28 protein-coding genes are annotated in these 26,526 nt (G+C 41.4%); 9 read left to right on the forward strand and 19 right to left on the reverse strand.

Features of this window, described 5'->3' with window-relative positions; genetic code table 11:
- Positions 1 to 298 precede the first annotated feature (298 nt).
- A complete protein-coding gene (locus tag D7V20_RS12780) occupies positions 299 to 1,102 on the forward strand; it encodes a DUF4942 domain-containing protein (protein WP_005005990.1) in 804 nt (267 codons plus the stop codon).
- A gap of 194 nt (positions 1,103 to 1,296) precedes the next feature.
- Here the strand turns inward: D7V20_RS12780 and D7V20_RS12785 are convergent, their stop codons facing one another.
- Complete coding sequence (locus D7V20_RS12785; protein WP_005005987.1) at positions 1,297 to 1,590, reverse strand: hypothetical protein; 294 nt, start codon at positions 1,588 to 1,590, stop codon at positions 1,297 to 1,299.
- 221 nt (positions 1,591 to 1,811) lie between these two features.
- Here D7V20_RS12785 and D7V20_RS12790 point away from each other — a divergent pair, with 221 nt between their 5' ends.
- The 5 genes from D7V20_RS12790 to D7V20_RS12815 all read left to right on the forward strand — a co-directional run bounded on the left by D7V20_RS12790 (position 1,812) and on the right by D7V20_RS12815 (position 5,087).
- Positions 1,812 to 2,219: a hypothetical protein gene (locus D7V20_RS12790; protein WP_005005986.1), complete on the forward strand. Its 408-nt coding sequence runs from the start codon at positions 1,812 to 1,814 to the stop codon at positions 2,217 to 2,219.
- A 65-nt stretch (positions 2,220 to 2,284) separates the two neighbouring features.
- A complete protein-coding gene (locus tag D7V20_RS12795; protein WP_065995118.1) occupies positions 2,285 to 2,755 on the forward strand; it encodes a hypothetical protein in 471 nt (156 codons plus the stop codon).
- An 11-nt stretch (positions 2,756 to 2,766) separates the two neighbouring features.
- Positions 2,767 to 3,642 (forward strand): hypothetical protein, encoded by an 876-nt coding sequence (locus D7V20_RS12800; RefSeq protein WP_081406141.1) that lies wholly within the window; start codon positions 2,767 to 2,769, stop codon positions 3,640 to 3,642.
- A gap of 240 nt (positions 3,643 to 3,882) precedes the next feature.
- On the forward strand, positions 3,883 to 4,698 hold the full coding sequence (gene sul2, locus D7V20_RS12810; RefSeq protein WP_001043260.1) for a sulfonamide-resistant dihydropteroate synthase Sul2: 816 nt from the start codon (positions 3,883 to 3,885) through the stop codon (positions 4,696 to 4,698).
- A gap of 86 nt (positions 4,699 to 4,784) precedes the next feature.
- Positions 4,785 to 5,087 (forward strand): phosphoglucosamine mutase, encoded by a 303-nt coding sequence (locus D7V20_RS12815; RefSeq protein ID WP_000251875.1) that lies wholly within the window; start codon positions 4,785 to 4,787, stop codon positions 5,085 to 5,087.
- A gap of 175 nt (positions 5,088 to 5,262) precedes the next feature.
- Here the strand turns inward: D7V20_RS12815 and D7V20_RS12825 are convergent, their stop codons facing one another.
- The gene (locus D7V20_RS12825) at positions 5,263 to 6,756 is read right to left on the reverse strand and encodes an IS91-like element ISCR2 family transposase (RefSeq protein ID WP_001120888.1); all 1,494 of its coding nucleotides are present in this window, start codon (positions 6,754 to 6,756) and stop codon (positions 5,263 to 5,265) included.
- Positions 6,757 to 7,538: 782 nt separating this feature from the next.
- Between D7V20_RS12825 and D7V20_RS12830 the strand changes: the two genes are divergently transcribed.
- Both D7V20_RS12830 and D7V20_RS12835 read left to right on the forward strand, forming a co-directional pair.
- Positions 7,539 to 7,901, forward strand: a complete 363-nt coding sequence (locus tag D7V20_RS12830; RefSeq protein ID WP_227520106.1) for a hypothetical protein — start codon at positions 7,539 to 7,541, stop codon at positions 7,899 to 7,901.
- Positions 7,902 to 7,914: 13 nt separating this feature from the next.
- On the forward strand, positions 7,915 to 8,292 hold the full coding sequence (locus D7V20_RS12835) for a hypothetical protein (RefSeq protein ID WP_057694184.1): 378 nt from the start codon (positions 7,915 to 7,917) through the stop codon (positions 8,290 to 8,292).
- Positions 8,293 to 8,347: 55 nt separating this feature from the next.
- Here the strand turns inward: D7V20_RS12835 and D7V20_RS12840 are convergent, their stop codons facing one another.
- From D7V20_RS12840 to D7V20_RS19850, 9 genes are all read right to left on the reverse strand, one after another.
- On the reverse strand, positions 8,348 to 9,232 hold the full coding sequence (locus tag D7V20_RS12840; protein ID WP_228716462.1) for a hypothetical protein: 885 nt from the start codon (positions 9,230 to 9,232) through the stop codon (positions 8,348 to 8,350).
- 241 nt (positions 9,233 to 9,473) lie between these two features.
- The gene (locus D7V20_RS12845; protein ID WP_043041524.1) at positions 9,474 to 9,986 is read right to left on the reverse strand and encodes a hypothetical protein; all 513 of its coding nucleotides are present in this window, start codon (positions 9,984 to 9,986) and stop codon (positions 9,474 to 9,476) included.
- A gap of 99 nt (positions 9,987 to 10,085) precedes the next feature.
- On the reverse strand, positions 10,086 to 10,538 hold the full coding sequence (locus tag D7V20_RS12850) for a hypothetical protein (protein ID WP_033917408.1): 453 nt from the start codon (positions 10,536 to 10,538) through the stop codon (positions 10,086 to 10,088).
- Positions 10,539 to 10,543: 5 nt separating this feature from the next.
- Positions 10,544 to 10,963 carry a hypothetical protein gene (locus D7V20_RS12855; protein ID WP_120384618.1) on the reverse strand — a complete coding sequence of 140 codons (420 nt, stop codon included), beginning with the start codon at positions 10,961 to 10,963 and terminating at the stop codon, positions 10,544 to 10,546.
- 9 nt (positions 10,964 to 10,972) lie between these two features.
- Positions 10,973 to 11,344 (reverse strand): hypothetical protein, encoded by a 372-nt coding sequence (locus D7V20_RS12860; RefSeq protein ID WP_005005929.1) that lies wholly within the window; start codon positions 11,342 to 11,344, stop codon positions 10,973 to 10,975.
- Positions 11,341 to 11,871, reverse strand: coding sequence for a hypothetical protein (locus tag D7V20_RS12865; protein ID WP_033917402.1), 531 nt, complete (start codon positions 11,869 to 11,871; stop codon positions 11,341 to 11,343). Before D7V20_RS12865 ends, D7V20_RS12860 begins: the two co-directional genes overlap by 4 nt.
- Positions 11,872 to 12,076: 205 nt before the next feature.
- Entirely contained in the window at positions 12,077 to 12,583 is a 507-nt protein-coding gene (locus D7V20_RS12870; protein ID WP_033917403.1) for a hypothetical protein, read from the reverse strand.
- Positions 12,584 to 12,595: 12 nt separating this feature from the next.
- Positions 12,596 to 13,684, reverse strand: coding sequence for a DUF6685 family protein (locus D7V20_RS12875; RefSeq protein WP_120384619.1), 1,089 nt, complete (start codon positions 13,682 to 13,684; stop codon positions 12,596 to 12,598).
- Between the two features lie 86 nt (positions 13,685 to 13,770).
- Positions 13,771 to 13,944 (reverse strand): hypothetical protein, encoded by a 174-nt coding sequence (locus D7V20_RS19850; RefSeq protein WP_162900306.1) that lies wholly within the window; start codon positions 13,942 to 13,944, stop codon positions 13,771 to 13,773.
- Between the two features lie 409 nt (positions 13,945 to 14,353).
- On the opposite strand from D7V20_RS19850, the gene D7V20_RS19765 reads away from it, so the two are divergent.
- Complete coding sequence (locus D7V20_RS19765) at positions 14,354 to 14,539, forward strand: hypothetical protein (RefSeq protein ID WP_058952567.1); 186 nt, start codon at positions 14,354 to 14,356, stop codon at positions 14,537 to 14,539.
- A gap of 40 nt (positions 14,540 to 14,579) precedes the next feature.
- Here the strand turns inward: D7V20_RS19765 and D7V20_RS12880 are convergent, their stop codons facing one another.
- The 8 genes from D7V20_RS12880 to D7V20_RS12915 form a co-directional block, all read right to left on the reverse strand.
- The gene (locus D7V20_RS12880) at positions 14,580 to 17,372 is read right to left on the reverse strand and encodes a type IV secretion protein DotL (protein WP_120384620.1); all 2,793 of its coding nucleotides are present in this window, start codon (positions 17,370 to 17,372) and stop codon (positions 14,580 to 14,582) included.
- 122 nt (positions 17,373 to 17,494) lie between these two features.
- Positions 17,495 to 20,677 (reverse strand): hypothetical protein, encoded by a 3,183-nt coding sequence (locus tag D7V20_RS12885; RefSeq protein ID WP_120384621.1) that lies wholly within the window; start codon positions 20,675 to 20,677, stop codon positions 17,495 to 17,497.
- Between the two features lie 61 nt (positions 20,678 to 20,738).
- On the reverse strand, positions 20,739 to 21,941 hold the full coding sequence (locus tag D7V20_RS12890) for a hypothetical protein (protein ID WP_032055038.1): 1,203 nt from the start codon (positions 21,939 to 21,941) through the stop codon (positions 20,739 to 20,741).
- 10 nt (positions 21,942 to 21,951) lie between these two features.
- Positions 21,952 to 22,839, reverse strand: coding sequence for an HNH endonuclease signature motif containing protein (locus D7V20_RS12895; RefSeq protein WP_005005914.1), 888 nt, complete (start codon positions 22,837 to 22,839; stop codon positions 21,952 to 21,954).
- A gap of 110 nt (positions 22,840 to 22,949) precedes the next feature.
- The gene (locus D7V20_RS12900; protein ID WP_005005912.1) at positions 22,950 to 23,363 is read right to left on the reverse strand and encodes a hypothetical protein; all 414 of its coding nucleotides are present in this window, start codon (positions 23,361 to 23,363) and stop codon (positions 22,950 to 22,952) included.
- Positions 23,364 to 23,530: 167 nt separating this feature from the next.
- Positions 23,531 to 24,106, reverse strand: a complete 576-nt coding sequence (locus D7V20_RS12905) for a hypothetical protein (protein ID WP_005028617.1) — start codon at positions 24,104 to 24,106, stop codon at positions 23,531 to 23,533.
- Between the two features lie 10 nt (positions 24,107 to 24,116).
- Positions 24,117 to 24,998 (reverse strand): hypothetical protein, encoded by an 882-nt coding sequence (locus tag D7V20_RS12910; protein ID WP_024160794.1) that lies wholly within the window; start codon positions 24,996 to 24,998, stop codon positions 24,117 to 24,119.
- Positions 24,999 to 25,003: 5 nt separating this feature from the next.
- Positions 25,004 to 26,515 carry a DotG/IcmE/VirB10 family protein gene (locus D7V20_RS12915; protein ID WP_024160950.1) on the reverse strand — a complete coding sequence of 504 codons (1,512 nt, stop codon included), beginning with the start codon at positions 26,513 to 26,515 and terminating at the stop codon, positions 25,004 to 25,006.
- Between the last annotated feature and the right edge of the window lie 11 nt (positions 26,516 to 26,526).

The following is a 26,526-nucleotide window of genomic DNA, read 5'->3' on the forward strand; positions in this document are numbered from 1 at the left end:
TTTTTCATTTAACAATATCCTCATTACAGATTTTTATAGCATTGGTATTTGTTCGATCAGTTGAGAACATAACTGAATGTTGTTTTTTCATAAGCATATCGACATCATCATTTATGAGTAGAGGTAATAAGGAATTTTAAAGGTTGAGCCATATTCCACTACACCAAGTTTTAAGCGTTGTGCTTATTTAATTTAATTATAGTGAAAAAGTTAGCTTATAAATTTTAAAAAAAAATTAATGACCATGGTTTTTATTAAAATATCTATATAGACAATTAAGCTAATTAGGTGGGCAATTATGAATATGTTGGTAAATATAAAAAGAGAAGTGCAAGCATCTGAATTAGACTTTATTGAAGTCGAAAAGCTAATTTTGCAATGCGAAAAAGCAAAATCGTCAATAAAGGTTATTTATGAAAGCATCAAAGATATTGAACTTGATGCTTACCAGATTGTGAGTGCAATCACCCGAAAATCATATTCATCATCATTCAATACTGAAGAATCTGCTTTAAAACAAATATCGTCATGCTTCTGGAGGAAGTTAACTGAGATCATCAATCTTAGAAACTTTATATCTGAAAAAGAATATGATGCGTTGTCAGATAAAATTGCTCGTCATGAAATTGAAGATTTCACGATGGATAACGTGAATGTATTTTTAGAATCTATCTGGTCTACGCGCCACATGGCATATGCTCGTAAAGTTGATTCATTGTTTTGCCAATTATCAAGCAAATACAAAACCAATCTTGGTGCTGGTATTAACCCGTGCGTGATCATTCATCACAATAGCTACCATTCTTATTGCAGACGAGATAATTTAGTGGAAGAAGTACGCTTTATAGCAAGGCAGTTATTTGGCAAGCCTTTAGACCACACTAGATTAGATAAACTCAGGTTAGATCGTGGTATCTGGCATAGCATTGATGATAATTTATTACGCATTAAGATCTACGAAAACGGTAACTGTCATATCTTGTTTAATCAATGCGTAGTTGATCGCATTAACCAGGTATTAAACCTGTTATATCCGAATCAAATTGGCATAGATCCAAATGTAAAACACAAACGCCGTGCGTATGATGAACCCATTTTATAAAGCTCATTAAAAAACCATCAATTGTTATTGTGGTTTTTTTTAGATATATACGGTACTAATTTTGCGATCGTGCCACTGGTGAACATACACTGACCATATCACTATGGATACTTGGGATAAATCATATCCCTTAAAGGCAGATTTAAATTTAGACTCCATTTTTCGGAGCTGCATTCTCTTATCACGAGATGGCTCTAATTCAATATCCCCAATGAATTGAGAATTGCAATAAGATCTTGTTCAGGTGTATCAGCAAGCACCGTCACGTTATAGCCACCGCTAAACTGGTGTAATTCAGCACAGTACTCAACATCAGACGCCGTGAGTACCAATTCAACATCAAAATATTGAATCACTTTAAGCACCTGGTACTTTGCTTTAAAGAATCCGTTGTTTTCAGCTAACTTCATCGCTTCAGCAATGGTGATGTTTTCAAGCACAAGACGGTCTTGAGCTGGTTCATCTTCATATGTTTTAAAACTTAACAATTTAATTAAACTTAATTAATTAACTAATTGCTCGTTAAATTATTCTTAATGCATTACGGCGATACGGCTAATAGAAAAATCATATTAGTACGCAAGCGATGTTTTTTAATTGATTAAAAAAAGATTGAAAATCTTATTTTTCGAGAAAGGTTTGCCAGGTTGTGTTTTCCCATAAAATGAAACTATCAAAAGCAGAAAGCTTAAAACTTGGAGTGAACAGCATGTCAAATTTAAACGCTCAATCAGTACAGTTACAAGGCACTTTATACATCGGTTTCCCTAAAACTTTTAGCGGTGCTCACATGGAAACATTGTTTGATGAAATCTCAGATTACATCGACAACAACTGTGATTTAACCCTTGCGGATCTTCAAGCGGATAGTGACTATGCTCAACTTCAATTTCAACAGCACATGCCGACATTGGCTGATAAAACAAATTTCTTCTTCATGGACGTTGAAATCTATGTTGCAACATTAAAAGAAAACTTTGGTCATACATCAGTACTCGACCAAGTTACCTCAGTAAATATCTTTGGCAAAAACCTTGAAGACATTTGCACGTTAATGGCTCAAAACGGCTACGCATACGACCGTATAGAAGATTGTTGGTCACGCGAACTTTCTTAATTCAATTCACCCATACGCACGGATAACGTGCGTATGCCACTGAATCACATTTGAGGATATAAACCATGCAAAACCTAATTACAGCGCATTGCGAGCTAACCATCAAACATGATGAAAAACAGCAAAAAAATGTCGGGCCTGTTGTTGTGACGTTTGGGGCGATCTTTACTGCTGAGTCGGTGAATGAACTGTTTTGCGCTATATGCCAAGACGGAATCAGATTTAAAGCAATCTATAACCCCGACAATATGTATTTTTTACGCCATGAGCTAAGCCCAATTGCTGATTTGTCAGTTAAGACAGACCAAGACGGCAACATTATTGTCAGTGTGATTGCATCCACTAGCCCATATTTTGAGATCAAAGTACTAAAAAATGGTTTTACCAACTCAGACACCTTAAATAGTTCTGCGATTCGCACGTTGGTTCGCAACCATCAAAGCCCATTCCAAGAGCAAATTTCTGACTACTTTGAAACAGACCAAATTTTTAAAACCATGCAAGCAATTTTTGCACAGACGTATTTAAGCCGATAAGGAACTTCACCATGACGACCGCTACTGCTACCGCTGAAAAGACCGTGTTCAAACGTGAAACGTTGGAGCTGAAGAACATCCATGTTTACACCCAAAACGACCGCATTAACCAAAAAAGTCGCGTTGGCGACCGTGCATACGACAATGGATTAGTGAAGGACATCCTGTTCAGCCCTATGCTTTGGGCTACCCCTGAATTTTCATCTAGCTATGTTACTCAGATTCAAATTAAAGGCACACGCATTTATGATTCACTTTGCAGTTATACTGGCGTTCGCACCTATTTTTATAAGTTGTCAGACAGTGAGTTTGGGTGCATGTATCAAAAACGTCCGTACCCACAAAACGACTTTCTCTTAATTTTTGCAAACTTAACGCAAATGTTTAACGATGCAGTTTGTTACTTTGGAAACAACAGTAATAAAAACGCTTTTAAAGGTCTAGATTTTGACATCGAATGCGGTGTTTCACGGTTCAATTTACAGCAACGCTTATTAGAGTTTTATAAGAAGTCTAAACGCCAATTGACCATCAGTGAAACAACAAGCGGGATGCTTGGTGACTCGAATCTTCGCTATAACATCTTTGTTCGCAACCAACCAAAATTGGACAAACACGGCAAGCCGTTAAAATGCACCAAAAAACTCATTAAGCTGTACAAAGAGCGTGGCACAGTTGCGATCTATGGCGGTGACTGCATTTCACCACTCAAGCTCGTTAAACACCAACAAATCAAGCTAGAGAGCGAAAATGGCAAGTTTTCATATACGACTGACTTCATCACGTTGTACTCAGTAGAACAAGACATGTACACCTTATATATTCCCCACTCTATTGTAAACAAGACATTTTTATCTTTTATATTCAATGGCTTATTTTCCTGCTAATTGGTAATACCATGAAAAATACCATGCTCAGAAAAGGCTTAACAATATTTTGAAAAATTGCCTACTGAGCGCTGCCGCACAGCTCCATAGGCCGCTTTCCTGGCTTTGCTTCCAGATGTATGCTCTTCTGCTCCTGCAGCTAATGGATCACCGCAAACAGGTTACTCGCCTGGGGATTCCCTTTCGACCCGAGCATCCGTATGAGACTCATGCTCGATTATTATTATTATAGAAGCCCCCATGAATAAATCGCTCATCATTTTCGGCATCGTCAACATAACCTCGGACAGTTTCTCCGATGGAGGCCGGTATCTGGCGCCAGACGCAGCCATTGCGCAGGCGCGTAAGCTGATGGCCGAGGGGGCAGATGTGATCGACCTCGGTCCGGCATCCAGCAATCCCGACGCCGCGCCTGTTTCGTCCGACACAGAAATCGCGCGTATCGCGCCGGTGCTGGACGCGCTCAAGGCAGATGGCATTCCCGTCTCGCTCGACAGTTATCAACCCGCGACGCAAGCCTATGCCTTGTCGCGTGGTGTGGCCTATCTCAATGATATTCGCGGTTTTCCAGACGCTGCGTTCTATCCGCAATTGGCGAAATCATCTGCCAAACTCGTCGTTATGCATTCGGTGCAAGACGGGCAGGCAGATCGGCGCGAGGCACCCGCTGGCGACATCATGGATCACATTGCGGCGTTCTTTGACGCGCGCATCGCGGCGCTGACGGGTGCCGGTATCAAACGCAACCGCCTTGTCCTTGATCCCGGCATGGGGTTTTTTCTGGGGGCTGCTCCCGAAACCTCGCTCTCGGTGCTGGCGCGGTTCGATGAATTGCGGCTGCGCTTCGATTTGCCGGTGCTTCTGTCTGTTTCGCGCAAATCCTTTCTGCGCGCGCTCACAGGCCGTGGTCCGGGGGATGTCGGGGCCGCGACACTCGCTGCAGAGCTTGCCGCCGCCGCAGGTGGAGCTGACTTCATCCGCACACACGAGCCGCGCCCCTTGCGCGACGGGCTGGCGGTATTGGCGGCGCTGAAAGAAACCGCAAGAATTCGTTAACTGCACATTCGGGATATTTCTCTATATTCGCGGTTCAGCAGGCATGTCCCCTTTGAGGGCGACCCGACGACAGGATAATCGACCTTATGGTGCGCAAATATTTCGGCACAGACGGTATTCGTGGCAAAGCCAACGAAGGCGCGATGACGGCGGAAACCGCCTTGCGCGTCGGCATGGCGGCTGGCCGTGTCTTTCGTCGCGGTGACCACCGCCATCGTGTCGTGATCGGCAAGGATACGCGCCTGTCGGGCTATATGCTTGAACCCGCGCTCACAGCCGGTTTCACCTCGATGGGCATGGACGTATTCCTTTTTGGCCCGCTGCCGACAACGTATAGGAAGAATAAACGCCCTTTTCACCCAAGTCCAACAGCTTTGGACCGCAGTTGACTCTTTCGACACCCCTGCGATGCAACCCAATCCGGCTGACGGGGAGCCAGCAACGCTGAAAATTTACCCTCCTCTTTCCCACTAGCGGCTCCTTTTCCGACAACCAGCACGGCGGATCCCTGCCGCGGCGCTGTGAACGCAGCATTTTGATTGGTATCGTTGGCCTTCAGGCTCGTCAGTCAAACAGACCCAGGAGCAGCTCAGCCGGTGGCGCCCGGCTTTCGGGTAACGCCCTGGTCCCGCTGGTTTCGGCTTTGTGCTTCAGGTGATCAAGGATCTGCTTGATCACTATAGGGTCTTCAATGCAGGCGATGACTTTCATGGCGCCGCCGCAGCCGCTGCAGGTCTCGATGTCGATATTGAAAACACGCTTGAGCCGTTGCGCCCATGTCATCGACGCTCGCCGTTGTGCTGGTGTTGCCGGTTCATCAGCCACCCTGACCTTGTTGCCCCTGCCCCGTTTTGCCGGCGTGACCAACGCCCGGTGCCGACTGTTGGGTGCGAACACCCCGTGGAAGCGGGTTAGGTTGACTCTGGGCTTCGGTACCAGGGCGGCCAGCCTTGCAATGAAATCCAATGGTTCGAAAATGACGTGCGTGGTGCCGTCCCGGTACGGCGTCTTGAGCTGGTAGCGCACGTTGCCGCCTCGTGTTAACGACAGCCGCTTCTCGGATACCGCCGGGCGGCTGATGTACCGGCACAGCCGTTCGAGCTTCTTGCGTTCATCGGCCCTGGCCGCCACGCCGGCGTGCAGGCTGGACCCGGCTACCTTGCCAATCCCGTCACCGAACGGATCACCACTGGTCGGCAGAGTTTGCAAAGTGAACACCTTTCGCCCCGCCTGTGAACCGACAGCGATACGGTAAGTGATCGAGTGCCCCAGCAGGGGTGTCATCGGGTCGTCATCCACCGCATCCGAGGCCAGATAGCTGTTTTCGACATCCCGTTCCAGCAGGCCTTGCCGTTCCAGATAGCGACCCACCCGGTGGGCGATGGTGTGCGTCAGCTGGGTGAGCTCTGGGCTGGTCGGCGCCTTGACCCAGCGGAAACGCGCTGAGCCGTGGGATTGCTCGACATACACACCGTCGAGAAACAGCATGTGGAAGTGAACATTCAGATTGAGCGCCGATCCAAAACGCTGGATCAGGGTGACCGCGCCCGTCTTGGCCACTTGGTGGGTATGGCCCGCTTTCTTGACCAGGTGCGTGGCAATGACGCGGTAAACGATGCCCAGCACCCACCCCATGATCTCGGGCCGGCTGGCAAACAGGAAACGCAGCTGAAACGGGAAGCTCAACACCCACTGACGCATGGGTTGTTCAGGCAGTACTTCATCAACCAGCAAGGCGGCACTTTCGGCCATCCGCCGCGCCCCACAGCTCGGGCAGAAACCGCGACGCTTACAGCTGAAAGCGACCAGGTGCTCGGCGTGGCAAGACTCGCAGCGAACCCGTAGAAAGCCATGCTCCAGCCGCCCGCATTGGAGAAATTCTTCAAATTCCCGTTGCACATAGCCCGGCAATTCCTTTCCCTGCTCTGCCATAAGCGCAGCGAATGCCGGGTAATACTCGTCAACGATCTGATAGAGAAGGGTTTGCTCGGGTCGGTGGCTCTGGTAACGACCAGTATCCCGATCCCGGCTGGCCGTCCTGGCCGCCACATGAGGCATGTTCCGCGTCCTTGCAATACTGTGTTTACATACAGTCTATCGCTTAGCGGAAAGTTCTTTTACCCTCAGCCGAAATGCCTGCCGTTGCTAGACATTGCCAGCCAGTGCCCGTCACTCCCATTCAGTACTTAATGAAAGCTACGGAACAACTAATAAATTTTATGGTTTGCATCTCACCCAAGAAGAAGCAGAAAAAACCATCCCGAAATTATTAGAACGTACTCAAAAGTATTTAAACCATAAAAAAGGTTAATACCCTTGCGTTGATCAGCTAATTGATCAACTGCTGGCTTTATAAACGCAAACGATGTTTTTTTAGTTGATTAAAATAATCCAAAACTTAATTTTGATAATTCAGCACCCATAATTCTACTAATGCATTTCCATCAAGCCTTAATTCAAACCATATTCAATTAACAATGAATTAACACCACTACGGCGTTATTTCTTAAATGTGGTATATGGCTTTACCCACCCCCTACTCGTCTATGGCTAATTGTTCCAGTGTCAGTCAAAAAATGAAATATAATTCATTCTCAAAAATGAGAATCTGTTCACAAATGGGAACGCGAAGCAGCCTTAATTTTAAAAATACCAGTTCATCTAGACTAAATTTGAGTAAGTCTGATTAATATTGAATAAAAAACCTAAGTTTTTCGCCGTATGTTTTAATCTTCAATGGTTTAACTTTAATGAAATTTTTTTTAAATAAACTAATTTAGTGGATTTTGACCGTTATAATGGTTTTATCTCGAGGCATATTGCCTTAAACTTGGAGCCGTGTGATATTAAAACTATCTAGTATCTTTTCTCATGAAGCTAGGATTGAATCCCTTGTTATTCAATTTGAAGCCGATTATCAAACTGCACTAAAGCAAGGTTTAGATATTTACTTTGGCGTTGGCTATGCAACTAATGAGGATAGTCAATCTATACAGGCGTATCTTGTGAAAGATAAGGAGATTTATAAAAAGCATTACTGGAGTTGGGAATACCCAAGAACACCACACAAAATTGAAAAAACTAAAGCTGAGCACCGCCATTGGTTAAACCTAGCTGATGTACGAAACGCTGCGCTCGAGGCGAATATTACAAATGAAGCAGATCTACAATCTGTTTTACAACGTTCATTCGCTACAATATAAAAAGGTAATCTAAATGATAAAAAAAAGTGTGGGTTTTGAACGTGCTTCTGATGTTCAAGCCATCGTTTACTCAGTAAATGATGGATCTGCAGTTTTTGTCGTACCAAATGGCTTTGTGGTGCTGGAGGTTCCATTGTCACAAACTCAAGCCGAGTACTTCAAGATGTATGAGAAGTCACCTAATGTATTTGTGTTGCACGGTAAGGCAAAATTCCATTACGTGTGTGATTGTGAAGTTGAACTGGTTGGCTTTAGTATAGAAAAATCTAAGCTAACAAATCAATTGGTCAATCCAAGCTTATTTAGCCACATTGATAAACCTGCAGTCAGTATAGATTGCGTCTATGATGATATGTCTGCACCAACTATAAGCCCTGGCTTTTATTGTTAATTAGCTGGTATAAAAGTAGCCCGAAATTCGGGCTTTTAATTTGTCTGAAGACAAGTTATTTCAACTCGCACGGCGCTTTAATTCTGATGTTATTTGCCCAAGAAAAAACATCCGAACCTTTTTGTGGGAAAGGCTGACTCTTAGAATACTGCAACCAACACACCGAATTATGGGTTGGATCTTGTGCCTTACGTTTTTCACGTAATTTAATCAGGCTTTCTCTTAACGCTGCAGTATCGTATTTTGGATCAAGTGACATAAAACCTACCGCAAACAGATCCGCATAAGATTCTCGCCATAGTTGCGTTTTACCGCTACTTTCAGCGGTTACAAAGGTAGATACATCATCCATCTTTACTTTGGACCGATCAGACGGCGCAATTGAATTTAATGCTTTAAGTGGCTGGCCAAGTTCACCAGGCACATCGGTCGCACGATCTAAACAGTGAGATAACTCGTGCGCTAATATCAGCATTTCCCAATCGTTGTAGCTTACATCGGTTTTTGCTTCTTTATACATGGTGTTCATGCTGGTTTTAGACATATTCACCAGGCAATATCCTGTACTAGATCTTAATGAAGCTGGAGAAGCTTGCGGTATATCTAAGGAAGTTAAAGCCCAACTTTCGTTAAAGTCACCTAACACAAGTGGCGCGTTGTAGTTTTCCTTGGCAAACTTTTGTAGTTGATTGAAGTTACTACCCGGTACCATCGCAGCAATATGGTCATGGTTGAACTGTTTCTTTTCTAGCGTTTTGAAACACCATATAAAACCATATGACAGTAGAAACATTAGGAATGGAACAACAGCAACAGAGAGCATAAGTAGCATAAAGTTTTCGTCTAGTCGCTTGGTTCGGTCTTTGGTCTTAATATAAGGTGTTGCCAAGCACCAGCTGAGCACTACTGTCATCAAGATTAAAATAACAAGAAAAGTCATGGTGTAGCCAACTGGTTGAATAAACGTAAAGGCAATCCACGCAAAACAAGTTAGGACGGTTAAGGTCCACAAAATGATGTTTAAAATGATTTTTGTTTTCACGCCGTTGGCATCCCTAATCTATAAAAATAAATGTGGCCCATTAAACGGGCCATATTGAGTCTGTTCTCTTCATCATCGCCAATGTGGTCGATATAAATATATTAATAAACCATCAAAGCTAAAAACTTTTCTTAAAAATTTAAGATGCCTGCACACCAGGATAATCGTTGTAGTTGCCATCAATAAATTGATTGGTAGATTTACTGACATCATCATACCAAATCGGCATGCATTTCGACTTGTCAGTTTGATCGATGGCCATGTATGGAAGTCCTAATTCGTTTTGAATCAATTCAGCATCCATAAATGGCTCAAGAACCTTCATAGGAATGGAAAACAAACACTCAACATACCCATTATCATGAATGACCTTCCGGCTGGCTTTAGAAGCACTGTCAAAGCGCAATGCATTCCACAAGTGAGAAGCTTCATTGATGGTATGTGGTTGTTTTAGGTAATTAGGATTTTCAGACGCATAGATCGACAGTGTATTCACATCAATCATCAGCTTAAGTACACCTGAACCGACCATATGTTCAATCGGTATATACAGCATGATAGCGCCGTATCCTAAGCTTCGTTTTTTAGCATCTGGATGTTCACCAATACCACCAATAACGCTATGAATAAGAATAGGTAGAGTTGTGTTCATTTTATAAACCTTTCAATAGTTTTATATCTCTTTATACATTTGATACCGCGTATAGCAGATATATAACACGGCGATGTTAATAGAGATTGCATACAGCCATTAATATTGATTAATGACTTCATCCATCACATAAATTGAGTAGTTGTACTGGTCTAAGCGATATTTGCTTTCTTCAGTATGTTCACTGGCCAATGCTTGTAGTTGAGTTTCGTTCATGGAAGAAGCATAGCGGTTACGGATTGATTTAAGCTGGCTCAATTCTAAACGTCCAGTACTCTTGGTCAGATTGCTGACAGTTGTGAATAGATCCTGGTCATATTCTTGCAATTCACCATACAGCCAAGCAAGGTGTTCTGCATTGATGTATGGGTTATTTTTTTCATAGTAGTTTTTCAGTTTGAATAAACTCAAACCACATATGAACACAGCAACTATAAGGCTAATGACAAGCCCCTCACCGAGTTTAAGTAGGTATAGGAATATAAAGATACTAATCACGCCAATGGCAATAGAGATATATCGCATGGTTTGATTTTGGAACATTTCTAACATGGGCATTACTCACTTTTTGTAATGTTGTTTTGATAAAGATGGTCTATTTGAGCGATGGCAAGTTTCATGCGTTCCGTGGTGCAAGTCAGGTCGTCATCAAAACGATGGTTGAATTCAACAATCCCCTGTTCTTCCATGTCTTGCATTTCACGCTTAGCATTACTTAAGCCTTTTTCTATACCAACCAGATTCAAGTTAAAGAAGTCTTCTAGTAGCTTTTCACTCTCAATGATTTGTTTGAGCTCAGTAACATAGACTTCAGTTTTCTTTTTGCTGATTTCCGCAGCCATCGCATAACGAAAGTTGCCGTTTACAACAACAGTTTTGAGTTCTGGTGAATATTCGTTGTATACACTTGGAATTCGACTAACGGACTGGACGGCGTGACTCCAGCCATATTTCTGAAAATATTCAATTCCCGTCATGGTATATACCTACGATTGTTCTTTTTTAAGTTCAATAACAGCCAATAACGCTTTGTTTTGGCGTTCCAATTCATATTGTTTTTGGCGGTCTACATTTTGGCGATCGAAAAGTTCTCTAATCTGCTGTTTGTAGTGGTTGTCATAGTACGAATAGGCTTTACGTTCTGCTTTTCTACGTGCAATGCGTACTTTGGGATGCCAGTTGAATTCTTTGTCGTCTGCATAACCCCTCATGAACTCAACCAGTTTACTATCACCACGCATTTTACAAACCTTAATGAAGCCCATTTCTAAAACTGTAATTGGCGCACGGCGCGGATCTCCAAACTCCCAACGCCGTTTAATCCCAAAGCCACACATCTCTATTTGAACCGTAATCATGGTTTAACCTTTATCAAATGTTTGAGCTTCTGGATCTTCGACATTAAATCTGGACCATCACTTTCATGGTAAGCAAGGTGTTCATTAACGAATGTGATAAAAGCATCCAATTCAGTTTGAATCGTTGCCAATTGATTGCGTAACCACTGGCATGTGGCTTCATCTTGTTTTATCGCCGTTTCAAGCAATCCTCTCGCATGTTCATAGGCATTTGCCTCACCTTGCGCCACCATATCTGCAGATGATTTCCAATCGCCCCATTTCTTATTCCAAAAGTCATCGAGCAACTGCAGTAATTTTTCCACTTCCAATTGGTCATCGCTGATGGCTGGTGTTTGCATTTGATAGATAGATTTTTTTGTTTCTACTTCACTTTGCATCCAACCATCACGAAAAGCTTCCCATTTCGCCTGATGCACCCAAGAAGAATAATTGCCACTGGCCAACAGACTACCGACCACGCCGTATTTATTTTCAAAAGCGCTACGAGCTTCAATTTCTGAAGCAATGTTTTCATTCATGTTCATTGTTATTCACCTCCGTAATTCAATTTCAGTTGAAGTGGCTAAACGGATGGTACGCTTGGCATATGCGATGCATCCGTAAAAAGTGGAACCGTGCGGATTGATTAGGTCCACGTACAAATGGCGAGTGGTGATTCGGTTGATCTAGAGCAATTTGTTCATGTTTCGCTGAACAATGTAATCACCTACTGCATAAGTATTTTGCGTATCAATCATGCTGACTATCCCCATGAAGCAAAGGCACTTGTAATGAGATTTTTGTTTCCTTCATCTCATGAAGTTTTTGAATCGCACGTTCTGGATCTATCACCCATGCATCAAAGAGCAGTTGTGTGACAAAAGAAAACTTCTCACCAACTTTGCGGAACGGTGTGCCGTGGCTATTCAGGAATTGTTCAAACACAAGATATTGCTGTTCGATGGCCTGGTTAAGTTCAAACAGGTCAATACAGCCCTCTATCAAGTTGTACTCACCTAAAGCATTCGGCATAAACATCCATTTACGCTCATGGGTTAAGCCATCTACATGTAGGTAGGCGTGTTTGTTGAGGCTAGTCCACTCAGGTTTCATCATGACGTAGGTGTTGTACTCGTCATCTTCAAGATAGTTGTAGTGGGTAGCATCAACGGGTTTCTTTGCTAAAACAGAAATGGCCTGTTCAAGTGTCAGACCGAGAATGAGTGCATGTGGTGTAGTTGATGATTGGTGATCCATATTCCCTACCCCTTAGATTGTCGGGCTAGTCGGTTTAGGACCACTCAAACAAATTTCGTTTTGAACGTGATTGTAGATCTCAGCCAAGTGAGGTCGTGTGCTAAAGAATTGATCTTCTGATGTATCAGAGAGGTTAGCACTCATGATGGTGAGTAGTGCTTCATTTTTGAATTGCGCTTGAACCGCCGTCTTTAATGCACCATTCAATGAAGCATACAGATTGTTGAATAGCGAAATAACACGGGCATTCTGATCATTCTTTTTGAAGAAGATAAAATTAACTTCACGTTCACGGAAAAACACCAGCTGATATTCAAGCCCTGATTCTGATAAATCATTCCCCATATCAATCAATGCATCATCTGGCACGGCGAACGCAGCGTATTTTGAATCAAAGTTTTGAAGTGCTTTATTTGAGATTAGATTCAAACTTACTTTGCCTTGAATCGGCACACATTGGCTCAGTTTCTTAGCCAAGTAATGTGCAGCAGCCATGTGATGTGATCCACCAGAATTTTGAACAAAAATCTTAGGACTCCAGCCATAGATAAAAAATTGATCAGTGGTTGTATCTGGAGAGTTCAATAAACGGATTTCTGGCCATAACAACATTCGATCTAAATTTTCCATACTCACATCACTAATGTAATCAGGGCATGCGTTTTTTACAAAATCATCAATGCTACGGTACTGGCTTAAATCCGACTTGGAATTTGAGAAGCCCCCAATTTCAGATAGGTCAAGTAAGCATGGTGTTTCAAGATGAATGATTTCTGCAAAAATCGGATTAAATACTTCAGCCAATTCTTCAGCAAAGGTAGAGATGTAGAACGGCTTATGATTTTGCGTATCTTGACCAAGGTAGCTGATGGAATCGTTATCTTTGGCATGTGGATTCAAAACAATGTTTTTGCCTGGTACAAAATTAGTAGGAGATATACCAGTCATACAAAGAGAATCTTTGATTTGATGAAAAGGGAAAACATCGGTCATGGCGATGCTGTCAGAATTGACTAAACGGGTATCAATAAAGGGTTTTAACTTGAGATTCTTATAAAGCTTATGTTTTGCTGAAAATACCGAAAGTAAAGTGTCTAACATTTTAAGCACTCCATTGATTAATGCTTTATTAAAACTAATAAAGATATATTAATACAGAAAGTGCTTATAAGTATTTTTTTGGAAAATTAATTTAAGAATTGCGGTTGAGTGGTATTAGTTGCAAGTGGTTGTACGGCGTTGTTATCGACAGACTTTGAGTACTGTTGCACTTCAACAATTCGCACACCTTTAACGTGTAAACGTGTTTTATAGTCAGTCATTCCAAGTGTTTGTAAGTCGTCTAGCTGTTCTTTAGTCATTGCCTATATCCTGTATATTGGATGTGATTTAAGGGCAATTTAATTGATGTATTAAGGATTGTAAAGGGTAAAACACAGTTCATTAAACTTTTTATGAAATGGTATATACCGATTAAGCCTAAAACAAAACAAGGTTTTAAGAAGTGGTTTAGTTATGTTTAAGAATACGCACGTTAAAACTAAGTTATTATATTAAAATGCATCTAAACTAGGGTTAAAACCAAACTGGATGCCAATATGTGTTCAAACATTGAATCTTACGCCGTGAACCTATCCAATGTACCTAAAGCTATCTCTTGCTTGAATATGTATGACTTTCAAACGTTAGCACTAGGACCAACCTATTTACCCCGATTTATCACTTGCAGATCGCCACATTCCATATACGGCGCTATTGGTTGCATTTGATGTGAATGCGTCTGAAAAGTTTCGCTTAATCGAAATGATGGTGCCTGAAGCCATTCCGCTGTCGCAGTTGTTGTTATTGGCCATATTCAATGAAACGCCGTATAAGAGCGAATATGAAATAGCCCAATACATGCCGAGTGATGAATTAAGGCGTATTAAGTACAAACAGCTCACCCAAAAAAACTAAAGGCTGGATAACCAGCCTTATGTCTTCTACATGGATGCGTTTAGTCATCCTTTTTTTTGATTGTAATGCCTGATCGTAATGAAGCTGAAGAACCTTTTGAACCAAGTATCACCAACAATTTTTCAAAAGTAACGCATTCGTGCGAGAACGGGTTTTTCATCAAAGCTTTTTCAAACTTAGCTGCATACTGTTGTTCTACGAATTCCATTTCATTTTGAGTGCTATGTGAGATGGCTTGATCAAGACTGGCTTTGTTTTCCGCAATGTATTGTGTCTGATCTTCAGGTTTTACATGGCGTGGTATCTGAACAAGCTGATATTCAGTAATTGGCGCAACGGTTAAGTCATATCCTGTTAGGATCTCTTTCAATTCATCATAGTAGCTGTCTAGGTTCATTGGTGTGATAACGGCGCGAGTCACAGTTTCAACATCACTTTCCTGTTGAGCCTGTTCAGGTTCGCTTATACGTTCACCATAGATATTAAATTCAGCATCAAGATCCGCATTGTTGTAAGCACCAGCTTGTACTTGAGGTGAAATGTCAGAATCTTTACCGAAGTACTGGAACTGTTTTCGCTTCTCAATAATCTGGTCTTTAATGTTTGCTTCTTTTTGTGCTGAAACAATACTTTCACGGTGTTTTTGTTCTTTGGAGATTTCACCTTTCGCCGTGGACGAAGACATTACTGTTCTTTGACCAGGTGCCATCCCTTCAGGTGTGATGGATTCAAGACGTCTTGCTTCAAGAATCTGATGTACAAAATCTTGAGTAAAGTCTTTTACCGTGTTGTTGTTTTCGTACAAGGTGTTATTGAGCTTTCTGCAGATCTCAAAATCACCAAGCGCCGTGACATTGGCAGATGAATTGTTGTCTGTCAGTAGCGTGTGTTTTTCCTCAATCTCATGAATGAAGTCTTCAATTTTTAAAGTAGGATCGTAGATTTCAGATTTTTGGATATTGAAGATTGGGCAAAGGTCATTTAAGCGTAAGTACTTGGGTTGATCACCAGCCACATAGAACGCCAACATTGATACGATTTTAACGTCTGAAGTTTTACCACCTTCCCCTTTAGTTGATATGAGCAAGGTAAATTCGCCGTTGTGCTGTCCGGCAATTTGTTCAATTGTCACACGTTTTTCTTTGGCGAACTGGACTTCTGTTTGTGGTACCGAACGGTTGAATACTAGACCTTGATACATATTGATTGAGTTAACTTTACCTTGCCACTCTTCACCAGCAAAACCATCAACCAATTTGTATGTTGTACTTTCAGCACCCGAAGTAGTACGTCCAATGGCTTTAACGGTCGTGTTACCCCATGTAGCAGCTGCTTCCTCTTTAGATCCACGTTCAATATCTTCAAATGTTTGAGCACCGAACGTAATAGAGAAGTTAAGCGAACGTGCCTGAGCTGGTAAAACCGAAGCACCGACAATAACGATGTAGCCCCATTCGTCCAAAAATAGCTTAAATGAAGTAGAGGCGTTGGTTGGTCGTGCGTCAATAATGGCACGGCGTAAACCTTCCATTTTGTTACCAAGGGAACCAGCCATCATTTGTTTAATTGAGCCAATGATTAATTTTCCGAGCATTTTGAGTGAGTCTGGTGAACGCTCAAGAGCTGGTAATGGCACAGTTAAGATACGGCGGTTAAGTACAACGTCAAAAATATCAATATCACCGCCATGCTCTACACCAAAGATGTGACCATAGTTAAACGTCAAGTCGTTAATCGCCTTGGTTAACTGCATGGTGATATAACCGTGTTGCTCACGGGTTTTGGTTTCTTGTTTCTTTAACTTTTTAGGGTTGCTTGAATAACCAGGTAATGAAACGAGGTAGCCTTGAAGCTGTTCAGCCACACGTTCAAAGTCAATCCCGTATTTATCGTTATGACAAAATACCAATTCTTCAAGTGCTTCAAGTTCCATGTATTGCGTGAATACTTTTGGTGAAAGCTGAATGAAGCCATTGTCACGTAGATAGACCAAAACTCGTGTAAGTGCAGCGATAAAGGCCATCGCACGACCTTTCCACATGTCACCACCGCCACCGCCTGAGTCATCAAGCAAGTTGATCAAGAATTCAATCAACATCCCTGAGCTGGTGTTGCTCATTTGGTTCATTGAGTTTGTCATCTTGTCGGTTTGTGCACGTAGCATGTTACGACCTGAGGTAATGAAGTTGATCGTTAATAGATCCTCATTACGCCCAAAGCGGTTACATAAACGATAGTGGTCTTGTTGAGCCTTGGTATCACCTTTTGCGTCTACAAAGATATAACCTGAGTTTTGTACGTACTGGTTGGCACAGTTACCTAGCATGTATTCTGTTTTACCCGAACCCGTAGTACCTAACACAATTTGATGTGTACGGTCATCGGAGTTGGATGCATAAACAGGTAGACCAGTTTCACGGCAACGACCAAGGTAAGTCACACCCTCACCTTGTAGCTTATCGCGATTGGTACGTGCGTATTCCAAAAAGGCTTTTGGATTGTCCAGTACGTCATCTTTTACGCGTGATGTAATGTCAGTTGACGCATCCAGTGAGTTTGAATGCAACGGCGCACGGAATGGCCACTCAAAAAAGTAATCATTCGGATGTGTGTAGCGTTTTAATAGGTAATACGCGATCCCTATAAATATCTCACCGCCAAACGGAACAACAAACAAAATAACTGCAATAGCACCAAGAACGCCAACCAAATAATTAGCGCCGTCTGGCGCTGTAAGTTTTAAATGGATTTTCTCTAAGCCTGATCGTGTATCACGCTTAAGCGAACTAGGTCTGAACTTTGTTTGTGTGCCGTATTTTTGTGTAGAAGCCATACTTTGCGACCTACTCTTTTATCTTCAGGATAATAGGCAAAGTCGTTGTTTAACGACCTTACCCATATCCAAGCACTTCAATGTATATACCAATTAACGCAAATCTATATAGCTGATTGGAGTTAAGAAGAAACAGCTTCAGACTTACGTTGGTTCAGTAATTTTTTCTTCATGTTTTGCTCAAGTTCATAGCGTTGATATTCAACAACCATCTCTTGTGCCATGGTAGAAATCACTGAAGCAGTTGCTTTGTTTTCGTCAAAGTCCGTGCCTTTATTTTTGGCATTTTTCTCAATCATGGTACGCCGTGTCTTAATCTGGTTCTTCGCACCTTTTGGGTAAAATTGTGCAAGGACCTTCAACGCCTTACCACGTTCACCGATAAGGTCATACGTGTAGTTACGGAGCGCACGTTCATCGGGATGTGTACTGAGTGACCATAAAAGGATTGGACCAAGTGAAACGGTATATAAGCCCGAACATTCCATTTTTTCGAGTTTAATTTTACTGAAGTACGTTAAGCCTTGATCTGAGAAACCTACGTTACCTGAACCAAGCGCATCCATTTCTAGTTGAGTTAGACCGATACTGTCACGAATAGCTTCACGAGATTCGCGTGTACCAGGATCGACAATCACATACGCCGTAGCAAAGCCAACCAAGTCTTTAAAGTCTTCTACTTTGTGTGATGCCAAGTTAAGACGAGCACCCCATTTACGCAATGTACGTGCGTCTTCAGCCAATTCTTCTAATAGGATTGGATCGCCTTTCGCAACGTGCAATTCGTCATAAGACATAATTTTGCGGTCTTCAAGAAGCTCATTAATCAGTTGGGTTGCATATTCACGATAAGCTTGTGGGAATTTTGGAATATCGTCACGGCTCACGGCGAACTTACGCTTAATGAACATCCGTACAATCTGGAAGAATAGAGATGTAGTTTTAGGATCTGATGATGTCGCAACTTCGTTTAAGTCGATAGAAGCTACACGAGCGTTACCGATGTCAAAGTTAGTGTGATAGAAGAATGCTGGATAGGTATTTTGTGCAGCCATAATCTGATGCGCCAAAAAGTCCAGTGCTCGTTCATTATCAATATGAACATCACTCCAAACATCTAAAATTGATGAATCAGAAAGTGTTTCAATCATATCGCCAATAGTCGGCATTGCGTAACGGTGAGCCAACGTGCGTCCACGGATCTCATTCATTGAATGGAAAAGATCACGTAGAGCGTAATAAGAAATATCCTTACCTTGTTCAGAATGTGGCTCAATCAGTCCGTGTTTTTCCATGATGCGATCTAGTTCTGGATCTGCAAAGCGCATGTACTTACGTGCTTTATGATCAGCATTCGTATCATCAGCAAAATAGAATGTACGGCGTAGGACCGCACCAATAACGTCAGAAGTGTTTTTGGCTGGTTGCCCTTTCAATTCAGGCGGTGTTACCAATGAACTTAAAAACGCTGTCATTTGACGCATTTCGTAGTTCAACGGGTAGCGTAAGCCCATACTGAATTCAAGCGGATTAATCGCTTCTTCTTTTGAGTTTTTAATACGCTTATAGATGGCATAGTGACGTAGCTCTTCAGGCAATGAATCTTGCACTGTTTCTACTAACCCACGGCTTGACTCACCCACATCGACAATATAGGTCAACGGGATACGTTCGTTACCAGGCATCATGATGTCCTCAAGCATGCCTTTGTTCATTGTGACCGATTTACCCGTACCCGGTTTACCAATGTTAATAGTCGTCCATACAGTCACTTCATTTGAGAACGAATCAAGAATAATCAGTTTACCGTCTAAGGTTTTGTTGAGCTGATGCCCTTTATGGAATGGTGAGTTAATACGTGTCAGCGGTAACATGTAGAACACATCAAACAGCGGTGCCGGTGAAATAGGTGCGTGATTACGTACCATCAAGCCCGGTATATGTGATGCCCAAGTCAAAATAGGATCGCCAGCCTGTTCCATGACTTTTGCACCGCCCCACGCTTCAAAACTCTTCCAAAGCTTTTGGCGCCGTCCTACAAGAATGTTTACACCATCTTCGGTATTTGGTGCCCATGTCATCATGGTCATTTGCAGACCAGCAACAGTGTCTACTTGATCTAGGTCATTTTTAGTGGCCATCAAAATGTTACCAGCATTACGAATGGCTTTGTTTTGTGCCGTCATAAAGTGAATAACGCTTGATAACGTGCGTTTCATCATGGTTCCAGCCATACCATCACCAGTAATACAGTAACTCACCGCATATGGGATAGAACGGATGTTACCGCTAGTGTCGTGCGTTTTGGCCTGGTGTAATAAGCGGAATAGCGTTTCAAACGTATTCGTCTTCGCTGGATATATATCTACCATCAATGGAGCATATACAACGCCGTCAGTGATAACACTTCCCACTGGATAGAATGAACCTTGACTTGTACCAGGTAAGATCGCATTCGTCATGAGTTGTTCTGAGATCGGTTGATACAAAACGTGTGACGCATCATGTTCTGATGGTATTTCTTTCCAACGCATCGGTAAGCGTGTATTCAGCATCGGCACAGACAAGGTGAAGTCATCTGAAGTTGAATGTGAGGCAATTTGTTTTTTAATCGCTAGACCAGCTTCAACAACATTCAATACTTCATAGATTGCTGGAAATTCTTCAGTTGAGAGTGAGTTTAAGAATTGTGAGACAAAAGACTCATGGTGTACGTATAAGCTGTCCGATGATTTAAGCATGTCTTGAGCATTGACCGTACTTGGCATTGTAATTTGCGACAGTAGCTTTTTACGGTTTTTTGAGTCTTGAGCCTTATCGATTGGCGATAGTAAGGTTGGCTCAGAGATTAAAGCGATATAACAGCTTTCGTTAAATACACCGCCTGAAATGGTTTCTGTCATTTCATCAATGATGATGTCTAGATTCATCGCACAACGCGCCGTGGTCGCCTTTTGCATGGCATTCAAGTCATGAATCGCGTATGGCGTCTCATGGTCTACTTTGAACGCTAGATGAATCGTATGTCCACGGTCTTTGAAGTAGTTACGCATGTTGCTCGTCATCAAACCAATTTGACGGCTGAATGCATCACCACTAATTAAACTCTTAATCCCCTTGTATTCGATGATCGTAATCATTGTACCAGTTTTTGTGACAAACGTATGTTCGTCCGATACTGTTTCTAAATCGCAATAATCCTCTACGTCAGCTTTCATGCTTTGTAGGAATAACATCAATATAATTTCAATCTTGGAGTAACCAGTCTTATTATAACCAGACTTCTCAGCTTTCTTCTTACTCATTTAAACACCTTTATTAATTCACCTTTCTACGTCTATCTTTGATTAGACATGCCTTTAAGCATTAAGCACTAAAAAACGGTAATTCTCTTAAAACGTTAATCGCACTGTCGAAATCCTTATTTTGAATTGCGTCTTCAAGACTTTTAACAGAGGGTTTTAAGCTTATATCTAAAACCAACCTTAATAAAAGTTCATAGTAGGTACTGTTAAAATGGATATTATCATTTTTTGAATTAGTAAATACATCAGTTTTAACGGTTTCGTCCTCTTTTAATTCGACATACTTCTTAAAACTATTTAGGTCAAACACTAAACCCTTATTAAGCAGTTGCCAAAACACCGTTTCTAAAACCTCTTGGCTTTCCCCTAAAGTACCCACCTTGAAGTTTAAGGAACCTGTATTTTTAAGTTGGAAGTGAACCTTATCAAGCTCTATGTAGATCTCTTTGTTCTGGTATAAGCCCTGTTCGTGGAAAACTTTAGACACCGATAGCTTTAAGTTTTGGTATATACAATAAGTTTGCAGCGAACTCATTTTTAAGTTGCCCGTATCTATCTGGTTTGTCGCATCTTCTACGGACGTTGGTAGGTGTATCATCGGAAAGTAGCGTGTCAGTTCTTCAGACAGTTTCTTTTGTTCCAAAACGCTTATAATTGATAATGGATTGTCAAATCCAAAGTTGGTGCTCAGTAATTTCTTATGCTTCACACTCACACTTTGCTTAACCTGTATTTCAACGTCTAAGCCACTCAGCGCCGTTATTTTGTTTAGGTGTACCAAAGTGTCATCCAACAGCAAACAATCGCTGTTAACGGGGATATTCATCAACAGTAGCGCTTTAATCAGTGGATCTTGAAAATGCCCCGTTGTGTCTTCACCAGTTGTTGTCTGATTCCCTATCGCTATATGTACAACATGGAGTAGCAATAGCGTGTTAGATGTATGGCCAGTGTCCCGTGTCGTTGGTATATACAAATCGTTCAGGAAGTTGAAAGCCTCAGTACCTATAACGCATAAGCGAAATATCGATAGCTGATCGTGCGTTTCCTTTGGTAGTGCATCTATCCCAAGTTCCCAATGTTTGTAGATGTATGGACCAATAAATGAGTATTCATCATCATTCAATATGTCCGTCTCAAATACGCTATCCAATACCGCTATATCATTCACTATGTCAGGCTTAAATGGCTGTAACACTATGCCCGATATAACCTCTTCTAAGCTCATATCTATGTATTCGGTATCTGCTAAGCATTCTGTCATTTTTGTGAGCTCACTTATCACCCAAACCCTTAAATACATCTAGTGTTTGGTAGTACTCATACTGCTCGTCAGTAAAGATATTCGGGGAAAATACTATGTAGTGGTTTGGCAGATTAAAGCTCTCGTATGCTTCGTCTGATACCTTTTCCAAAGCTTTTGCGAGTTGATACAAAGAAAAGTTTTTGTTCTCTTTGATGGCATTCAAATACCACTCTTTGTACTTGCGGAGCTGGTCTACGTAATCAACGTTCGCTACCAACATATCTTCTTGCTTGGCTTCTTCATATTCAGCCATTGTGTTGAACTTAATGTCCGTGAAGTACAGTTGGGTATCAATGCTTTGGGCTCGTGTCTTAATCGCATTAAACGCCTGTATATCCTCAAACATATTACGTGCGTATTCTGCTTCAGACATCTTTGTAGGATTAGGGCGTTGATGGCGCTTTAACGGCTCTACAAGCAAGCTTTGGCGATGTCGCCGTGCGAACTTAGCAAGCTCAGGATCTTGGTTGTCAGACTTATGCGATAACACCAGTAATGAACGTTGATATTGATTAAAGATCTCTTGAGGTATGTTCGTACTCAATACGCATATTTCAGCTTTCTTTTCCAGTGATAGTGCAAAGATGTGGTTTTGTGCATGGCATAGCGTACAGACCGCTACAATGTTCTCAGCCGTATGATTGCTATGATCGCCGTCTAAGTGATGTGGCTCTAAAAAGTATTCGTCATAGAAATCACAAAAGTAGCATTTAGCTGGTTGTGAAGACATTATTTGCTTTATTGTCTCATTGGTTTTAAAACCATCATGGATAGTTTTATCTTGACGTATCTCTTGCTTGTCGTTTACGCCGTTAATAGGTCTTAAAATACCAAACTTACGGTTTATATGTTTCACTTAAACCCCTTAATACTATTAAGTAAGGTCTAATTAAAACATGTATATACTATTTTTAAAATAAAAAAAGCGCAGCCTAAGCCACGCTTTTAAACTTATTTATTATTATATTACGCTTTACCAGTAATAGTGTTCGCAGCAGAGAACATGATGAAGCCTACGATTGATAACGCACCACCTACAATAATACAGATCCAAGCAGTTTTCTTTTTCTTTTGTTGATCTTCTTCTGATGTATACATCATATACAAACCAGTACCAACTAAGCCTAAACCAAGCACCATGAACACTACGATTAAGAATTTATAAACGTTTTGACCTAATGTTTCACCACGGCCTAAGATTTCATTCGCATCAGAACCAGCAGCGTGTTTTCCGTAAGCTGAACCACCCGGGTTCCATGTGCCAGTGTTTGCATATGCAACTTGACCCATTAATGCAGAAACAAAAGCTAAAAACATTACTTTTGCGCGGAATGCAGTCGCTTTTACAGTGCGAACTGAGTGTTTTACTAATGATACCATTGTCACTTTCCTTTTATTTAATATACGGGAGCTAATCTCCGCACTGTAATTAAACATTCTTAAAACCCTATTGCTTTAAGTTGCTTAATTTTAAACTTCTCGTTAAATATCTTCAATATCTTATACAAGGTTTTTAAGAAACTCTCACCCTATTTTAAGAAGATTGTTTAAAATATTGTAAAAAAGGTACCTCCTATTTGTGTTCCAAAGGTATTAACAAAGGCATTGTGTACGTCCTGAACGTATACGCATAATACACCTGTTATAATTAAAACCCATGCTTTGCGGTATGTCGCATTGCCTTGAGCATCAATTTTCTCTACAAAACCATATAAGCCACGAGCTACCGCTATAATCCCTACCAGTTGCGTAAAACCTACAACCGCCGTAACGATATATGCACCTAAATCATTAGCACCAGCATTAGGCAAGTAACTTTGTACCGTTACAAGTTCTATGCCATTACCACCAAACAATGAAGAACCTAGTGCACCAATGATATATCCGTCATATCCAAGTGATGCAAAAGCACCACCGATAAGAACCTTCAACAATGCCCCACCAGTGGTAGGCTCTTTCATTCCATGACCAAAGAACTTTTGTTGAGGTGATGATGCTTGCACTAAGTCAAAAAGCGCCGTGCCAGTAATCACCAACCCCGTTACAACAAAGCAAATGCGTATAAAGCTTAGTAGTGGACCGTATATGTTTAATATCGCTTTAACTATATCTAATGCATCCACGCTATTTTCCTTATTTCACCCAAATGGCTTGTTCGTTTTCGTCAACAGCATAGACCGTGCGATTGTCTGGCATCTTCTGACCTACATAGACTGTATATGTATGGTTTTGAGAATCTGTCATCCAAGCGCGATCGCCTACAACCGCAAAAGCATCCAAGCGTTTTGCACCTTTTGGAATTGATAAGGTTTTAGATCCCGATGTACTTAAAGCCTTTTGCTTAGTCTGGTCTTTAGCTATTTTGATTAAACTAGTCTTTAATTCCTTAATTGCCTGTTCTTGCAATTCAACAAGGTTTTTAAGATCGTCATTTTCAGCTTTCAGTTGTTCATTTTTGATTATGGTTTCTGATTGAGCAACTGCAGTTTGTTCGCCGTTTTGTACTTGCCCATGCGCTTGCTCTTTTTCTTTCAAACGTTGTAATAAAATAAGTGCATTCGTACCCTGACTTTGATAGAAGTTAACTGCCTCTATTCCTAGATCAGAATCAATCGGATACGACATGGATTTGTACATAATCATGTATTGACCAGTGGTAGGATCTTTAAACACAATATTTTCATCAACAATGAACGCCGTATCATCAGCAATACTATTGTCCTTTAAAGGTTGTTGATTTTGGTTGTATGTTGCTTGTGTTTGTTGAATGCCTTGACCAACAGTATCAATGGATTCTGGTGTTTGTTCTGGAGCAACTGCCGTGCTGACGTCTTTTGGTTTACTCATTTGTATCCAAAAGAAAGTACCAATCATAATTAAGGCAATAACACCAATAACAATAAGAAGTTTTGGAGGAATACCACCCTTCGCACTACCTTCGCCTTTTTGGGGTTTGCCTTCAGCATCTTTTAGATTTTTCTTTGCCTGTTCAGCAGTCATTTGATTATCAGACATTTCGCTTACCCCTTACTTTTCGGTGTTGTTACGTCAGCATCAAAAAAGACTTCAAATACTTTTCCGCTGTTAACGATATACGTAGTTGGTCGAACTGTTGATGTACGTGCCATGTTCGCCATTTCCGTACCAACGTTACCAATGATGTTCCCGGCAATTTCTTTATCGTTTGGCTCTTCCTTCGTGCTTACAACATTGCCAGTATTTGTGATTTGGGTTGTACCAATGTTTTGATAGGCTTGTCCGTAACCCTCAAAGATTCCAGCAGTAACCATACCGCCAAGCTTTTGCAAAGTGTGTTTTTGGACTTTATCAGCCATGCCCGATTGTTTTGTTCCAAGAGTTAAAGCTCGTACTTGGATTGCATACTCTTCGCCCTTAAACAACATACGGGTAAAGTTAAATTCAATATCCGCAGTATTCAGACCAACAGTACCAATAAGTTTTGCGCCGTTAAATTTACCGCCAATAACAGTAGCAAATAGGTTTTTACCTTTATCAGTATTCACACCTGTATCTAAACGCGCTTTCATTGTTGTACCAGCTTTAATGATTGCTAGTCCTTTAGTAGATTCGCTAGTCGTATTCGCAACGTTCAAGCTTCCAAGGTTTTGTTGCCCTTCCGATGCTTTAGTGTTGTGTGAATATTTATATGTTGAATATCCGTTGACCTTGTTCTTTGTATTAGAAAACGCAGCAAGTTGATCAACAAAAGCAGTTTGACTTAATTCACGCGTTGCAGCATTACGTTCTGCATAAGCAGCTGCTTGTTGGCTATATACACTAGCAACATCATTAGCAGCAGATGAAGCATGTTCATATTGTTGCGCGTAGTTAGTTTGATAAATCGGTGCGTTTTGATTAGCACCGTTTTGTGTTTGTGGTTGTTGTGGTAGACCACCGCTAGTTGGTTGAGGTAATGCACCACCTTGATTTGCCATATTAGCTCTGGCCATCTGGTCAAGTTCAAGCGTAATATTTGGTGTACCACCTGTTGCAGAACCGTTTACAGGTTGCCCATTTGGACCTGTAATAAAATTCTGATCGTTCAGATCGCCGTTTGGATCTTGTGTTGCAACTGTTTTAAATTCGGGCAAATAGCTTTCACCATTTTTGCCAGCTCGAGCAGCTTCTTCAGCTTGTTTTTGACGTTCATATTCTACATATTCAGGAGGGATAACATTTGTACCCTGTCCTTGGATTTCTGGTGTAGCAATAGCAACCTGATTATCTAAAGCTAGTTGGTCACTTTTCCCCATTGGGTTAAACATAAAAAAGCCTAATCCACCAACTACTACCAAACCAATAATTGCAACAACGCGAAAGCGCGTATCTGCAAAAACACGTTTTTTGTTAGCAGTTTTAATACTTGTATTTTTCAGTTTTTTAGGTTGGTCTTCTTCTGAATGAACTTGGTTTGCAGAAATAATAGTTTCATCGGTAGTACCTACTTCAGTGCTACGACTAGAATTCTCTTCAATGTCATTCGGGTTATTTTGTTGGTTCGTTGAATCCATTTTTAATTCTC

Source organism: Acinetobacter rongchengensis (assembly GCF_003611475.1).
Classification (GTDB): domain Bacteria; phylum Pseudomonadota; class Gammaproteobacteria; order Pseudomonadales; family Moraxellaceae; genus Acinetobacter; species Acinetobacter rongchengensis.

Excerpts from the sequence above, each read along its gene's own strand:
- D7V20_RS12875 (WP_120384619.1), bottom strand. The coding sequence starts at position 13,684 with ATGTTAGACACTTTACTTTCGGTATTTTCAGCAAAACATAAGCTTTAT.
- D7V20_RS12795 (WP_065995118.1), top strand. The coding sequence starts at position 2,285 with ATGCAAAACCTAATTACAGCGCATTGCGAGCTAACCATCAAACATGAT.
- D7V20_RS12855 (WP_120384618.1), bottom strand. The coding sequence starts at position 10,963 with ATGACGGGAATTGAATATTTTCAGAAATATGGCTGGAGTCACGCCGTC.
- D7V20_RS12885 (WP_120384621.1), bottom strand. The coding sequence starts at position 20,677 with ATGAGTAAGAAGAAAGCTGAGAAGTCTGGTTATAATAAGACTGGTTAC.
- D7V20_RS12870 (WP_033917403.1), bottom strand. The coding sequence starts at position 12,583 with ATGGATCACCAATCATCAACTACACCACATGCACTCATTCTCGGTCTG.
- D7V20_RS12915 (WP_024160950.1), bottom strand. The coding sequence starts at position 26,515 with ATGGATTCAACGAACCAACAAAATAACCCGAATGACATTGAAGAGAAT.
- D7V20_RS12910 (WP_024160794.1), bottom strand. The coding sequence starts at position 24,998 with ATGTCTGATAATCAAATGACTGCTGAACAGGCAAAGAAAAATCTAAAA.
- D7V20_RS12860 (WP_005005929.1), bottom strand. The coding sequence starts at position 11,344 with ATGATTACGGTTCAAATAGAGATGTGTGGCTTTGGGATTAAACGGCGT.
- D7V20_RS12825 (WP_001120888.1), bottom strand. The coding sequence starts at position 6,756 with ATGCCTCATGTGGCGGCCAGGACGGCCAGCCGGGATCGGGATACTGGT.
- D7V20_RS12840 (WP_228716462.1), bottom strand. The coding sequence starts at position 9,232 with ATGACTTTTCTTGTTATTTTAATCTTGATGACAGTAGTGCTCAGCTGG.
- D7V20_RS12865 (WP_033917402.1), bottom strand. The coding sequence starts at position 11,871 with ATGAACATGAATGAAAACATTGCTTCAGAAATTGAAGCTCGTAGCGCT.
- D7V20_RS12815 (WP_000251875.1), top strand. The coding sequence starts at position 4,785 with ATGGTGCGCAAATATTTCGGCACAGACGGTATTCGTGGCAAAGCCAAC.
- D7V20_RS12835 (WP_057694184.1), top strand. The coding sequence starts at position 7,915 with ATGATAAAAAAAAGTGTGGGTTTTGAACGTGCTTCTGATGTTCAAGCC.
- D7V20_RS19850 (WP_162900306.1), bottom strand. The coding sequence starts at position 13,944 with ATGACTAAAGAACAGCTAGACGACTTACAAACACTTGGAATGACTGAC.
- D7V20_RS12800 (WP_081406141.1), top strand. The coding sequence starts at position 2,767 with ATGACGACCGCTACTGCTACCGCTGAAAAGACCGTGTTCAAACGTGAA.
- sul2 (WP_001043260.1), top strand. The coding sequence starts at position 3,883 with ATGAATAAATCGCTCATCATTTTCGGCATCGTCAACATAACCTCGGAC.
- D7V20_RS12790 (WP_005005986.1), top strand. The coding sequence starts at position 1,812 with ATGTCAAATTTAAACGCTCAATCAGTACAGTTACAAGGCACTTTATAC.
- D7V20_RS12880 (WP_120384620.1), bottom strand. The coding sequence starts at position 17,372 with ATGGCTTCTACACAAAAATACGGCACACAAACAAAGTTCAGACCTAGT.
- D7V20_RS12900 (WP_005005912.1), bottom strand. The coding sequence starts at position 23,363 with ATGGTATCATTAGTAAAACACTCAGTTCGCACTGTAAAAGCGACTGCA.
- D7V20_RS12780 (WP_005005990.1), top strand. The coding sequence starts at position 299 with ATGAATATGTTGGTAAATATAAAAAGAGAAGTGCAAGCATCTGAATTA.
- D7V20_RS12890 (WP_032055038.1), bottom strand. The coding sequence starts at position 21,941 with ATGACAGAATGCTTAGCAGATACCGAATACATAGATATGAGCTTAGAA.
- D7V20_RS12850 (WP_033917408.1), bottom strand. The coding sequence starts at position 10,538 with ATGTTAGAAATGTTCCAAAATCAAACCATGCGATATATCTCTATTGCC.
- D7V20_RS12845 (WP_043041524.1), bottom strand. The coding sequence starts at position 9,986 with ATGAACACAACTCTACCTATTCTTATTCATAGCGTTATTGGTGGTATT.